The sequence below is a fragment of the Marinicauda sp. Alg238-R41 genome (assembly GCF_947331485.1).
Lineage (GTDB): Bacteria > Pseudomonadota > Alphaproteobacteria > Caulobacterales > Maricaulaceae > Marinicauda > Marinicauda pacifica.
In genome coordinates this window covers 172,494-185,665 of sequence record NZ_CAMZOJ010000001.1, presented here as the reverse complement: position 1 = coordinate 185,665, position 13,172 = coordinate 172,494, and the positions used below count along the sequence as shown (strand labels likewise).

The 13,172-nt window shown below is 66.1% G+C and carries 8 protein-coding genes; 7 read left to right on the top strand and 1 reads right to left on the bottom strand.

Translation table 11 applies throughout. The features are described from left to right. Positions 1-4: 4 nt before the first annotated feature. Positions 5-442, bottom strand: coding sequence for an acyl-CoA thioesterase (locus PGP17_RS00860; protein WP_270373767.1), 438 nt, complete (start codon positions 440-442; stop codon positions 5-7). Positions 443-648: 206 nt separating this feature from the next. Between PGP17_RS00860 and nth the strand changes: the two genes are divergently transcribed. From nth to gspF, 7 genes are all read left to right on the top strand, one after another. Further along, complete coding sequence (gene nth, locus PGP17_RS00855; protein WP_270373766.1) at positions 649-1,335, top strand: endonuclease III; 687 nt, start codon at positions 649-651, stop codon at positions 1,333-1,335. A 446-nt stretch (positions 1,336-1,781) separates the two neighbouring features. Next, entirely contained in the window at positions 1,782-4,631 is a 2,850-nt protein-coding gene (locus tag PGP17_RS00850) for a hypothetical protein (RefSeq protein WP_135944826.1), read from the top strand. A 78-nt stretch (positions 4,632-4,709) separates the two neighbouring features. Then, positions 4,710-7,412, top strand: a complete 2,703-nt coding sequence (locus PGP17_RS00845) for a TonB-dependent receptor domain-containing protein (RefSeq protein ID WP_270373765.1) — start codon at positions 4,710-4,712, stop codon at positions 7,410-7,412. Between the two features lie 152 nt (positions 7,413-7,564). Next, positions 7,565-8,419 carry a type II secretion system protein N gene (locus PGP17_RS00840; protein WP_135944824.1) on the top strand — a complete coding sequence of 285 codons (855 nt, stop codon included), beginning with the start codon at positions 7,565-7,567 and terminating at the stop codon, positions 8,417-8,419. 1 nt (position 8,420) lies between these two features. Next, positions 8,421-10,439: a type II secretion system secretin GspD gene (gene gspD / locus PGP17_RS00835; RefSeq protein WP_270373764.1), complete on the top strand. Its 2,019-nt coding sequence runs from the start codon at positions 8,421-8,423 to the stop codon at positions 10,437-10,439. Beyond that, positions 10,436-11,932, top strand: coding sequence for a type II secretion system ATPase GspE (gene gspE, locus PGP17_RS00830; protein ID WP_270373763.1), 1,497 nt, complete (start codon positions 10,436-10,438; stop codon positions 11,930-11,932). The genes gspD and gspE overlap by 4 nt, the downstream gene beginning before the upstream one ends. Further along, positions 11,919-13,148, top strand: a complete 1,230-nt coding sequence (gene gspF, locus PGP17_RS00825; RefSeq protein ID WP_270373762.1) for a type II secretion system inner membrane protein GspF — start codon at positions 11,919-11,921, stop codon at positions 13,146-13,148. Before gspE ends, gspF begins: the two co-directional genes overlap by 14 nt. The last annotated feature ends 24 nt before the right edge of the window (positions 13,149-13,172 follow it).

Here is a 13,172-nt window from a genome sequence, read left to right as displayed (position 1 = left end):
GCGCCTACCCGCCGCGAAGGCGATATTGCTCCAGCCGGGCGACCCCGTCCGCGGGAAGGGGTGCCGGTTTCTCGCCGTCCGTGTTGACCATCACCGACTCCGATGTGCCCACGCACACGCCGTTTTGAAACAGTCCGAGCGCCACGGTGTAACTTGACCGGCCGATGCGCAGCACGCCCGCTCCGACCTCAAGATCTCCGGGATAGTGGGCCTCCGCCAGATAGGCGATATGGGTATCGGCAATCAGCAGGCGCATCGCGTTCGCATGCCGGGTTTCGGCAGGAAAGGCGGTGCGATTGAGATGGGCGCGGCCTTCCTCGTAGAAGCTGCCGATGGCGACATTGTTCAGATGACCCAGCGTATCCAGGTCGCGGAACCGGCTCGGAACCGTTGTAAATAGAGGGTAGGTGTCGGCACGCAGCCGCGCGGGATCGGGTTTCATCGGGAGGGCTTTCCAGACACGCTTCGACCAGGAAGCCTGGCGAGTTGCAGCGCAGTAATATGACGTGACCGGCGCAGGATAGTCAGCTTGTCGACGATCTTGAAGCCATATGACTGAGACGGAAGACGGACCAGCGGCGCGCCGCCCTGAGTTATCAGATCGATCGCCGGCTTGCTGACCGGCCCGGCCCCGGCTAACTCAACGCCATGGCCAGCACTTCGAAATCAAAATCCAGCCGCCGCCCGCCCGGACTGAACAAGGAAGCGGCCGAGGAAGTCTTTGCACGCCTGGCGGAAAAGCTTCCCGATCCCAAGACCGAGCTGGACTATTCCAACCCGTTCACCCTTCTGGTGGCGGTCGTGCTGTCGGCGCAGGCGACCGACAAGGGCGTGAACAAGGCGACCGCGGCCCTGTTTGAAAAGGCCAAGACCCCGCAGGCCATGGTCGCGCTGGGCGAGGACGTCATTCGCGAGCATATCAAGACGATCGGACTGTTTCGCAACAAGGCGAAGAATGTCTACCTGCTGTCCAAGCAGCTCATCGAGACTCACGACGGTGAAGTCCCGCGCTCGCGAGAGGATCTGATGGCGCTACCGGGCGTCGGCCGGAAGACCGCCAATGTCGTTCTCAACGAGGCATTCGGCGAAGAAACCATTGCGGTCGACACGCACATCTTCCGCGTGTCCAACCGCACCAGGCTGGCGCCGGGCGACACCGTGGACGAGGTCGAGGACCGGCTCGAGCGCATTACGCCCAAGGCGTACCGGCGGGGCGCCCATCACTGGCTAATCCTGCACGGCCGGTATACCTGCAAGGCAAGAAAGCCTCAGTGCTGGGAGTGCGCAATCGCCGACCTTTGCAAATTCCCCGACAAGACGCCGGCGCCCAAGTAAGGACCGGTGACCGCCGCCGGGCGGTGCCGGACCCGCTCTTCGTCACGGTGCGTGGCGGCAGGGGAGGCTGCGACTCAGACCGACCGACGCCGGTCGGCCCGCACCCGCGGTTGAAGACCCTCTTCACGGGGGTTCCGGGGCTGGCTGCTTCCCCAATCCGGGTGGATGCGAAAAAATCCCCGCCGGGCGATCGTCATCCGGCCAGCTGGTCCGGGATGGCGCCATCGAGTTGAATCCAACCAAGGAACTCATCCCCCGGCGTCTGTGGCGGCGATGCCACGGAAAGGTGAAATCGCTCCCGACCCCCTCCGTGTCACGACTCTGTCACCGATCTGCGATGTGGCTGTCGTGATCTTCCTGTTGTTTCGCCCCCTAGCTGCAGTCGGGTCCAAAACCGGCTGCCGTGTTCGCTTGTTCTGAGCCACCGCGTCTTTTGGGGGATCCCGATGCCAACGAAGTCTTTCGCGCAATTCCTGCTTATTGGTGCGTCTTGCGCCGTTCTTGCCGCGTGTTCCGGTTCGTCCGTCAACTCGCCGGGCGAAGAAAACCAAGTTCCCCCGCCCCCGACTGGCGGCGGCGGTGGCGGCGGCGCCCAGACGCTGAACCTCATCCCGTCGGCCGGCTGCCCGAGCGGCACCACGTCGTCGACCGAAGCGGTCTCCTTCAGCGGCGGCTCTGCCGACGTCACGGCGTGCCGTCTGACCGGTAACCTGACCAGCGACGTCACCGTCCCGGCCAATGCGACCGTCTTCCTCTCCGGCGCCGTTTTCGTTGGCTCCGACGCAGGCGCCACGGGCGGCAATAACGGCCCGACCCTGACGCTCGAGCCGGGCGCCACGGTCATGGGTCAGTCGGGCGGCGACTACATCGTCGTGCCGCGCGGCTCCTCGATCGACGCGCAAGGCACCGCGACCAACCCGGTCGTCATGACCTCGGCGCAGGACATTGTCGAACAGCGCCTCGGCACGCCGCGCGAGTTCTTCTCCGGCGTCCGCGGCGAATGGGGCGGTCTCGTCCTGAACGGCCGCGCGCCGATCAACGCCTGCATCGACGGCACGGCCGCCGGCGGCACCGCCGACTGCCAGAAGTCGGGTGAAGGTTCGTCCGGCCTGTTCGGCGGCGGCGACCCCGCCGACAGCTCGGGCACGCTGAGCTACGTGCAGGTCAAATATGCCGGCTTCCGCGTCAACAACACCGACGAGCTGAACGGCATCGCCTTCCAGGGCACCGGTTCGGGCACCACGGCCGAATTTATTCAGGTTCACAACAATACCGACGACGGCATCGAGATGTTCGGCGGTGCGACCAACCTGCGCAACGTCGTGCTGACCGGCATTGGCGACGACTCGCTCGACTACACCGACGGCTGGACGGGCAATGTCCAGTTCGCGCTCGTCGTTCACGCCCCGGACGATTCCGACCAGGGCTTCGAGTTCGACAATAACGGCGACGACAACGACGCCCTGCCGCGTTCGAACCCGACCATCTCCAACTTCACCCTGATCGGCCAGCGCGCTTCCTCGGCGTCCGACGCCGGCATGCTGCTGCGCGAAGGCACGGCGGGTACGCTGGCCAACGGCATCGTCGTCGACTTCAACGAGACCTGCCTGGACATCGACCAGGCCGCCACCTTCGATCAGGCTGCCGCGGGCAATCTCTCGCTGCAATCGACCCTGTTCGACTGCCCGACCAACTTCGGTGACGAAGCCGGCGACCCGGCGGCCAACACGCCGTCCGCCTTCTTCGCGAAAGACCCGAACAACGTCGCGACGACCAACACGCTCGCCGACACCTACTTCCCCGGGCCGGCCGAGCTGGCGGTCACGCCGGTCGATCCGACCACGCTGGGCTCCTTCTTCACCGCCGCCGACTACATCGGCGCCTTCTCCCCGTCGGAAAGCCCGTCCTCAAGCTGGGCCGCCGGCTGGACATTCGGCCTGTTCGCAGATCCCGATTGCCCGACCAACACCACGGCGACCGGCGAACTCATCAACGGCCAGGAAGTCTGCCGCCTGACCGGGACGCTGCTCGACGACACCACGCTGACCGGCGGCTTTGCCTATGAGCTTGTCGGCGCGGTCTTCGTGGGCCGCGATGCGGGTGCCGATCCGGCCAGCCCGACCGCCAATGCGCGTGAAGTCAACCTCACGATCGAGCCGGGTGCGACCCTGTTCGGTTCGTCGGGCGGCGACTATCTCGTCGTGACCCGCGGCTCGTCGCTCAACTCGAACGGCACTGCCAACCGTCCGGTCGTGATGACCTCGCGCGCCGACATCGAAGGCACCCAGCCCAACCCGCTCACCGCTCGCGGCGAGTGGGGCGGCCTGGTCATCAACGGCCGCGCGCCGATCAACGCCTGCATCGACGGCACGGCCACCGGCGGCTCGGTGAATTGCGAGAAATCGGGCGAAGGTTCGTCCGGCCTGTTCGGCGGCGCGACCGCTGACGACGACTCCGGTTCGCTGTCCTACACCCGCGTCCAGTATGCCGGTTTCCGCGTCAACAACACCGACGAGCTGAACGGCATCGCCTTCCAGGGCGTCGGTTCGGGCACGGACGTGAACTTCATCCAGGTCCACAACAACTCCGATGACGGCGTGGAATTCTTCGGCGGTACGGTCAACGCCAAGCACATCGTGCTGACCGGCAATGCCGACGACTCCATGGACTACACCGATGGCTGGACGGGCAAGGTCCAGTACGTGATCGTCCAGCACGCCGTCGACGACGCCGACCAGGCCTTCGAGTTCGACAATAATGGCGATGCGAACGACGCCCTGCCGCGTTCCAACCCGACCATCTCGAACTTCACCCTGATCGGTCAGCGGGCCTCCTCGTCCTCCGACTACGGCATGCTGCTGCGCGAAGGTACCGCGGGCCGCCTGATGAACGGCATCGTCGTCGACTTCAACGACGCCTGCCTGGACATCGACCAGTCGGCGACCTTCAACCAGGCTGCCGCCGGCAACCTGGGCCTGGAGAGCACCTTCTTCGATTGCCCGACCAACTTCGAAGACGAATCCGGCGACCCGGCCGCCACGCAACCGTCCGCCCTCTTCGCGGCCGGTGCCAATAACGTGACCGGGACGACGTCGCTGGAAGGCTTCTCCTTCATCACCGACATGTCGGCCAACAATGCCAGCGGTGTGGTGCCGGCCCCGGCCGGTCCGGAAGCGGGCGTCACCGCGATCGACCCGTCCACCGTCGACGCCTTCTTCGACAGCGTGACCTATATCGGCGCCGTCGAGAACGCTGCCGACACCTGGTACCAGGGCTGGACGCTCCAGCAGCAGTAAGGGCGCGCCGGGTCCGGCCTGAGCCTCAGGCCGGACCCACGCTCTCGCGTTAGCGATGCAAATTATTTGGGGAATATCATGAAAGCGAACCGCATCGCGCTCTCGGCGGCCCTGCTGGCAACGACCTCGATGGTCCCTGTCAGTGCCGCCTGGGCGCAAGACGCCGCTCAAGGCTCTTCGCAGCCGGACGACGTCATCACCGTGCGCTACCAGTACGTGCCCGATGAAAAGCGCGTGACCTCGGAAGTCTCCAGCGTCGTGGACGCTGCCGACATCCAGATCACCGGGGACTCCGATATCGCCTCGGCGCTGGGCCGTGTCACCGGCCTGTCGATCTCCGACGGCCGTTTCGTCGTGGTCCGCGGTCTGAACGAGCGCTACTCCAACACCCTGATCAACGGCTCGCCGCTGGCGAGCCCGGAACCGTTCCGCCGCGCCGTGCCGCTGGACCTGTTTCCGACCAGCCTGATCAGCAACATCACCGTCCAGAAAACCTACTCCCCGCAATTCCCGGGCGAGTTCGGTGGCGGCGTCGTCGAGATCGAGACCTCGGCCCTGCCGCAGGAAGGTTTCATCGAGATCGGCGTGAGCGCTGCGGCCAACACGCAGACCACGGCCGAGCATGGCCTCACCTATGATGGCGGCGACCAGGACTGGCTTGGCTTCGACGACGGGATCCGCGAATTCCCGGCCCAGTACAAGGACATCTTCAACGGTTCGGAAATCGGGCCGTCGGAGCAGGATCCGACCACGCTCGCGGAAATCGGCCGGTCGCTGGAAAACTCCAGCCTGTGGCTCCTGCAGCGCGACGATCTGATCCCGGCCGACCTCGGTGGCGAGATCACCATGGGCGACCGCTACGATTTCGACGGCTTCTCCGTCGGCGTGCTGGCCTCGGCCGGTTACGACAATAGCTGGGAAACGCGCATCGGCCGCCGCGCCAAGGCGCGCGTGACCGGCGACACGCTCTCGCTCAGCCAGGACTATGAGCGCACGGCGACGACCAACACGATCGAATCCAACGGTCTGCTCAATGTCGGCGTGGAAGCGGGCAATCACTCGGTGCAGGCGCTGGCTCTCGTGCTGCGCTCGACCGAGAAGGAAGCCAACCGGCTTCTGGGCATTGATGCCGACCTCGACGCCCTGTCGCGCCGCGACCGGACGGCCTGGTACGAGCGTCAGGTCTACACGTACCAGCTGTCGGGCGATCACACGTTCGAAATCGGCCAGGGGCTGGACGTCGACTGGCGCTGGTCCACCGCGGACGCGTCGCGCAATGCGCCGAACCAGCGCAATGCGGACTATGAGTGGAACGGCACGACCGCCCAGCTCGAAGCCGTCGGCGACAATTACGGCCTGCTCGATTTTGCGCCCTTCAACGAAGAATTCCTTCTGCGCAACTCCGGGGACGGCAATACGATCTCCTTCTCGCGCGTGGACGAAACCACGGACGAGTACGGCGTCGACTTCGCCCTTCCGGTGATGATGCTCGGCAATGAGTGGACCTGGTCTGCCGGCTACGGCCATCTCGAGCGCGAGCGTACGGCGTTCAACCGCGAGTTCCGCTTCACCGGCACGATCCCGCAGGATCTGCGCGGCAGCCGCATCGACTACATCTTCGCGGATCAGAACATCCTCGACACCCGCTTCCGCCTTCAGGAGACGGGCGGGATCCTGACCCCGGAAGCCTATCGCGGCGAACTGGAAGTGGAATCCTTCTACGCGGGCACCGATGCCCAGCTCACCGACTTCCTGCGGGCCGCCGTCGGCGTCCGCTTCGAAGACGGCGAACAGACGCTGGACACGTTCGGCTTCCCGGCCGAGGACCCGACCGATGTCGGCGACAATGAAGGCTTCATCTCCGAAGATTACGTCCTGCCGGCAGCAACGCTGACCTGGACGTTTGCCGAGAACATGCAGCTGCGCTTCGGCTACTCGGAAACCATCGTGCGTCCGCAATTCCGCGAACTCGGCTTCACCGAGTTCTTCGATCCGGACATCGACGAACGTTTCCGCGGCAACCCGTACCTGGTGAACTCCGAGCTTCAGAACTTCGACGCCCGGTTCGAATGGTATTTCGGCCGCGACCAGTTCTTCACGGTCGGCATGTTCCACAAGAAGATCGAAAACCCGATCGTGGAATACATCCTGCCGGACGGGGAATCGCTCTCGACGTCGTTCATCAACGCGCCGGAAGCCTCGCTGACCGGTTTCGAGATCGAATTCGAGAAGCGCTTCGATTTCTCCGACCGCTTCGACGGCGAGTTCTGGGACAATGCCGAGTTCTTCCTGAAGTCGAACTACACCTACATCAGCTCGGAAATGACGGCGAGCGACACCGATACGGTGATCACGGCCCAGCCGAGCTCGGGTGCCGAGCCGCAGCCTTCAGTGGGCCCGGCTCGCGGCTTCATCGCGGACGGCGACCCGCTTCAGGGTCAGTCCGAGCATCTGGCCAACATCCAGGTCGGTTGGGAAGACGCCAATGCGCAGACGCGCACGGCGCTTCTGCTCAACTATACCGGCGAGCGCAGCCGGGCCCTGGCCAACGTCTCGGTCGGCTTGCCGGCCGTGATCGAAGAGCCGCCGATCCTGCTCGATCTGGTACACAGCCGGGCGTTCGACCTGGCTGACGGCAACACGTTCGATGTCCGCTTCGCGGTCCGCAACCTGCTGGGCGAAGACTATGTCGCCACGCAGTCGGCGGGCAGCAGCTCGGTCGTTGTCGACAGCTACGAGCTCGGAAGCACCTTCTCGATCTCGGTCTCGCGGACCTTCTAAGTCCGGTCTCACGAGACATGACGTCATGCGAGCAGGCGGGCCTTCTTCAACGGGGGCCCGCCTTGCCCGTACTCAGACAGACAAATTCCGGCACACGAAATCCGGCACACGAATTTCTTGACGCAAACCCGGTCAGAGCCGAGTAAGCTCCCATGAGCCCAGTTCTTCGCACCCCATGGCCCGCCAGGGCGGCGACCCGCAACGGCCGGGCCGTCGCGATCGCGCGCGCGGTGGCGGAGGCTGCGCTGGCCGCGCTGATTGCGTTGATCCTCGCGCGGGCGATCTGGTTCGTCGCCTATGGCGCGGAAATCGACCGGTTCGATCTCGATCCGTCGCTCATTCCTCAAACCGCGTCCGCGCGCGAGGAGACCGCCGACCTGACAGTGCTCACCGAAGGGCGCCTGTTTGCCGGGTCGGCGGGGCCAGCCGCCGCGGCGGTAGAGGACGCCCCCGAGACCCAGCTGGACCTGACGCTTCACGGGGTTCGCCGGGGCGGCGACGCCCAGTCGGGCGCCGCCATCATCGAGGCGCCCGGTGAAGGTCAGCGCACCTTGCCGGTGAATGCCGAGATTGCGCCCGGCGTGACCCTCGAAGCGATTTATCCCGACCGCGTGATCATCAATCGCCGCGGCGTACGAGAGAGTCTCTACCTGCGCGAAGAGCGCGCGCGGCGAACCTCTCTCCTGCGCGCCAGCGAGGCGCCCGAGGCCGTCACCAGCACGGCAACGCCGCCGCCCGAGCCGCTGACGCGCGAGGACTGGACACGCGGACTCCGTCTCCGCCCAGCCGAGGATGGCTCCGGTTACCGCGTGCTCGCCGACAGCGAGCCGCGCCTTCTCGAACGGGCCGGCCTTGAGGCCGGCGATCTGATCACCGCCATCAATGGCCGGCCGCTTTCAGGCCCTGCCGATGCGCTGGATGCCCTGGCGCGGCTTGGCCAGGGCGGGCGTGCCCGCTTTACTCTTCTTCGCGACGGTGACGCGCGTACAATCGAAGTGGATTTGTAAGATGACAGGCTTGTTTCCCGCCCGCGCGTGCGCCGCACTCGCCCTCGCCGCCGCGATGGTGCTCGGCCCGCTTCCCGCCGCGGCGCCGTTCCAGGCTCATGCCCAGGAACACACGCTGAATTTCCGCAATGCGGATATCCAGGCCTTCATCGACGACGTCTCCATCGTCACCGGCTACACCTTCATCGTTGATCCAGACGTTCGCGGCACGGTGACCATCACCTCGCAGAGCCCGCTGACAGAAGCCGAGGTTTTCCAGGTTTTCCTCGCGACGCTGCGCACACACGGCTTCGCGGCGGTGCGCACCGCCCCGGGTGTCTTCCAGATCGTGCCTGAAGCCGACGGCCCGCGGGCCGGCCCGCGAGCGGGCGGCGAGCGCGAGGGCGACATCTTCCTGACCTCGGTCGTGCGCCTTGAAAATGTCAGCGCGCGCGAGGCGATCCGCAGCGTCGGTCCGCTCGTCAGCCCCAGCGGCGCGGTGAACGCGTCCGAAGCGGGCAATCTGGTCGTGATCGTCGATTACGGATCGAATGTCAGCGCCATCGAGGATGTGCTCGTGGCGATGGACCGCGATACGTCGGTCGTGGAAATGGTCACGCTCGACAACGTATCCGCGGAGGAAATGTCCCGCATTCTCGACCGGATGCGCGAAAGCCTGGTGACCGGCGAGGACTCGCGCAGCGCGTCGGTGAACATCGCTGCCGTGCCGGCGTCCAATTCCATCCTGCTGCGCGGATCCCCGGACTCGGTCGCCCAGATGATCTCGCTGGCCCGGCGCGTCGATGCGGTCAGCCAGTCGAGCCAGACCTTCCGCGTCATCTATCTCAACCATGCCGATGGCGAGACGCTGCTGCCGATCCTGGAACAGTTCGCGCGCGCCATCGATCCGGCGGCAGGTGCCGAGGGTGCAGGCGCGGCCCGCTCGGGTACGTCCATCGCCTTTCACCGCGCGACCAATGCGATCATCGTCAACGGCGATCCGGAGGTCCTGCGCGAACTCGATCTCGTCATCCGCCAGCTCGACATCCGTCGCCCGCAAGTGATGATCGAGGCGATCATCGTGGAGATTTCCGACGGGGCGGCGCGCGATCTCGGGGTGCAGTACATCCTGGCCGGGGACGGGGACGATGCGGTGCCCTTCTCTTATTCGCGCTTTGGCGACAACCAGGTCGACCTCTTGGCCCTGACCGGAGCACTGGCCGGTGTGGACTCGTCCGATGACGACGATACGGCCAACCCCGTCTCTCTGCGTCAGGCGGCCATTGCCTCGCTTCTGGGCAGTTCGGGCGGGCTCATCGGGATCGGCGGCCAGACCGATGACGGCACGCTGTTCGGCCTGATCCTGAATGCGCTGGAGACCGACACCGACTCCAACGTGCTGTCCAAACCGTCCGTCATGGTGCTCGACAACGAGGAAGCCTCCATCCTGGTCGGTCAGGAAATCCCGATCACGACCGGCGAAGCGCTGGGCTCCAACAACACCAATCCGTTCCGCACGATCGAGCGCCAGGATGTCGGCGTGCAGCTCGACGTGACCCCGCAGATCAATGAGGGCGACACGATCCGCCTGACCATCCGCCAGGAAGTCTCCTCCATCGCCGGTCCGGTCAGTGCCGGTTTCAGCGAACTGATCACCAATCAGCGCGAAATCCAGACCACGGTGCTGGCCGACGATGGCGAGATCATCGTGCTGGGCGGGCTGATCGAGAATGACGACCAGTATCGCGACGAATCCGTGCCTTTCCTGGGCGATATCCCTGCGCTCGGCCGGCTGTTCCGGTATGAAAGCCAGAGCCAGCAGCGCCGCAATCTGATGGTGTTCATCCGCCCACAGATCATCCGGTCGGCGCAGGACATGCGCGGTGTGACCCGGCAGAACTACACCACGATGACCGCGGCGCAGAACGCCGCCACGCGGGGCAATGGGTCGAGCCTGGACCAGATCGTGGACATGATGCTGGACGGCCAGGACCCGTTTGATCGCCCGCTTCCGGCCCAGCCGGCTGAAGGACCGCAATGACCGCCCGGACACCGATCGCCTACAGCTTTGCGCGCGAACGCGGTGTGGCGCTTCGCACCGGGGAGAGCCCCGTCTTCCTGCTGCGAGAAGACGCCGATCCGATGGCCCTGGTCGAGGCGCGCCGCGCGGCCGGCCGCGCGTTCGCCATCGAGCGCTGCGACGCCAAGGCGTTCGACCGCGCCTTGTCGGAGCTGTATTCCTTCGACGGTCTGGCCGCGGGCCTGAACGAGGAAGCCGATGACGAAGCCGGCGCCCAGAGCCTGTCGCGCCTGATCGACGAGATCCCGAAAACCGAGGACTTGCTGGACAGCGCCTCGGATGCGCCGATCATCCGCCTGATCAACGGTCTGATCGCGGAGGCCGTCCGCCTGTCCGCGTCCGATATCCATGTCGAGCCGTTCGAGGATCGCGTCTCGGTCCGCTTCCGCGTCGACGGTGTGCTGCAGGAGACGGTTTCCCTGTCGCCGCGTGTCGCACCGCCGCTGGTCAGCCGCATCAAGGTGATGTCGCGTCTCGACATTGCCGAGAAGCGCATCCCCCAGGACGGACGTCTGACCCTGTCGCTGGGCGGCAAGGGCATCGATGTACGTGTCTCCACCCTGCCGTCGCGCTATGGCGAGCGGGTGGTGCTGCGTCTTCTCGACAAGGAGAGCGCGCGCTTTTCGCTCGACCAGCTGGGCATGGAGCCCGGCGCGCTGGCCGACCTGACCCGCGCACTCTCCCAGCCGAACGGGATCGTGCTGGTCACCGGCCCGACCGGCGCGGGCAAGACCACGACGCTGTATGCCGGGCTCAACGGCCTCAACGACCAGACCCGCAATATCCTCACGGTGGAAGATCCGGTCGAATACGCGGTGCCGGGCATCGGCCAGACCCAGGTCAACACCAAGGTCGGCATGACGTTCGCAGCCGGCCTGCGCGCGATCCTGCGCCAGGATCCCGACGTGGTCATGGTGGGCGAGATTCGCGACCGGGAAACCGCGGAGATCGCGGTCCAGGCCTCGCTGACCGGCCACCTGGTCCTGTCGACCGTGCACACCAATTCGGCCGTCGCGGCCATTGCGCGCCTGCGTGACATGGGCGTGGAGAGCTATCTTCTCGCCTCCACTCTCTCGGCCATCGTGGCCCAGCGCCTGGTGCGCCGGCTCTGCCCGAGCTGCAAGCAGCCCTACCAGGCCGACCAGGCCGAGCTGGAGCTTCTGGGTGCCGGCCCGGACGAGGCGGTCACTCTGTGGCGTCCGGCCGGGTGCGAGCATTGCAAGGATCTCGGCTATGCCGGCCGGCGCGGCGTGTACGAAGTCGCCGTGGTCGATGAAGGCCTGCGCACGCTGATCCACGACGATGCGCGCGAGGGCGATCTGGCCCGCCATGCCTTCAAGGGCCGCGACACGCTGTATGCGGCGGGGCTGAAGCTGGCGCGCGAGGGCGAGACGAGCCTGGCCGAGGTGCTGCGCGTCTGCCGCGACGAGGGCGAGCGACATGCCGGCGTTTGAATACGAAGCGCTCGATCCCGCAGGTAAGCGCACCAGGGGATTACTCTCCGCGGATTCAGAGCTCGCCGCGCGCCGCGAATTGCGCCGGCGCCGCCTGGCGCCGCTCAAGCTCGCGCGTGCGGGCGAACGGCGCGAGGCTTCCGGGCTGAGCCTGCCCCGTCTCGCCAGTCCGGCCGGGCTGAAGACTGCCGACCTGATGAGCATCACGCGCCAGCTGTCCACGCTGATCGATGCCGGCATGCCGATCGAGGAGGCCGTCGGTCTGGTGGCCGACCAGGCTGAGACGACGCGTGTACGCCGTACCCTGATGACGGTTCGCGGACGGGTGACCGAGGGCGAGCGCCTGTCCGACGCCATGGCCGAACATCCGGAAAGCTTCCCCACGGTCTACCGGGCCATGGTCTCGGCCGGAGAGAGCTCGGGCGGGCTGGGCGCCGTGCTCGAACGCCTGGCCGAATACCTGGAAAAGTCCGAGGCGCTCAAGCGCCGGGTCGGCGTCGCCCTGATCTATCCTGGGGTGCTGGGCGTGCTCGCCATCCTGGTGGTGGGCGTGCTCATGGTCTTCATCGTGCCGCGCATCGCCGAGCAGTTTACCAGCCTCGACGTCACCCTGCCGCTGATTACCCGGATCATGATCGCCCTGTCCCAATTCCTGCAGGCGGCTTGGCTGTGGCTGCTGGTGGGAATTGCCGCGGCCGCGCTGGCCGCGTCGGTCCTGCTCAGGCGGCCCGCAGTGAAAGCGGCGCTCGATCGCACGATCCTGCGCGTGCCCGGCCTCGGCGGTTTCGTGCGCAAGATCGAAAGCGCGCGCTTTGCCCGCACCATGTCGATCCTGATCGCCTCCGGCGCGGTGCTGCCCGATGCCTTGCGCGCCGCGAGGCGAGCGAGCGCGAATACGCGATTCCAGTTCCTGCTGGCCGGCGTCATCGAGCAGGTCGAGCAGGGAAGGGGCCTCTCCGATGCCTTGCGCACGACCGGCTGGTTCCCGCCGCTTGTCGTCTACATGGTGGCGTCCGGCGAACGCTCGGGCCGGATCGCGGACATGTTCGCGCGCGGCGCCGAGCATCTCGAGGCCGAAGTGGACAGTGCGGTCGGTGCGGGGCTGTCGCTGCTGGAGCCTGGTATCATCATCGTGATGGGCGGGCTGGTGGCCGGGATCGTCCTCTCCATCCTTCTGCCCATCCTGCGTCTCAATACCCTGGCCATGGGCGGCTGACCGCCCGGCCCCAACCTCAAGGAG

Coding starts and splice junctions, on each gene's coding strand:
- PGP17_RS00850 (WP_135944826.1), top strand. CDS start 1,782: ATGCCAACGAAGTCTTTCGCGCAATTCCTGCTTATTGGTGCGTCTTGC.
- gspD (WP_270373764.1), top strand. CDS start 8,421: ATGACAGGCTTGTTTCCCGCCCGCGCGTGCGCCGCACTCGCCCTCGCC.
- PGP17_RS00845 (WP_270373765.1), top strand. CDS start 4,710: ATGAAAGCGAACCGCATCGCGCTCTCGGCGGCCCTGCTGGCAACGACC.
- nth (WP_270373766.1), top strand. CDS start 649: ATGGCCAGCACTTCGAAATCAAAATCCAGCCGCCGCCCGCCCGGACTG.
- gspE (WP_270373763.1), top strand. CDS start 10,436: ATGACCGCCCGGACACCGATCGCCTACAGCTTTGCGCGCGAACGCGGT.
- PGP17_RS00840 (WP_135944824.1), top strand. CDS start 7,565: ATGAGCCCAGTTCTTCGCACCCCATGGCCCGCCAGGGCGGCGACCCGC.
- gspF (WP_270373762.1), top strand. CDS start 11,919: ATGCCGGCGTTTGAATACGAAGCGCTCGATCCCGCAGGTAAGCGCACC.
- PGP17_RS00860 (WP_270373767.1), bottom strand. CDS start 442: ATGAAACCCGATCCCGCGCGGCTGCGTGCCGACACCTACCCTCTATTT.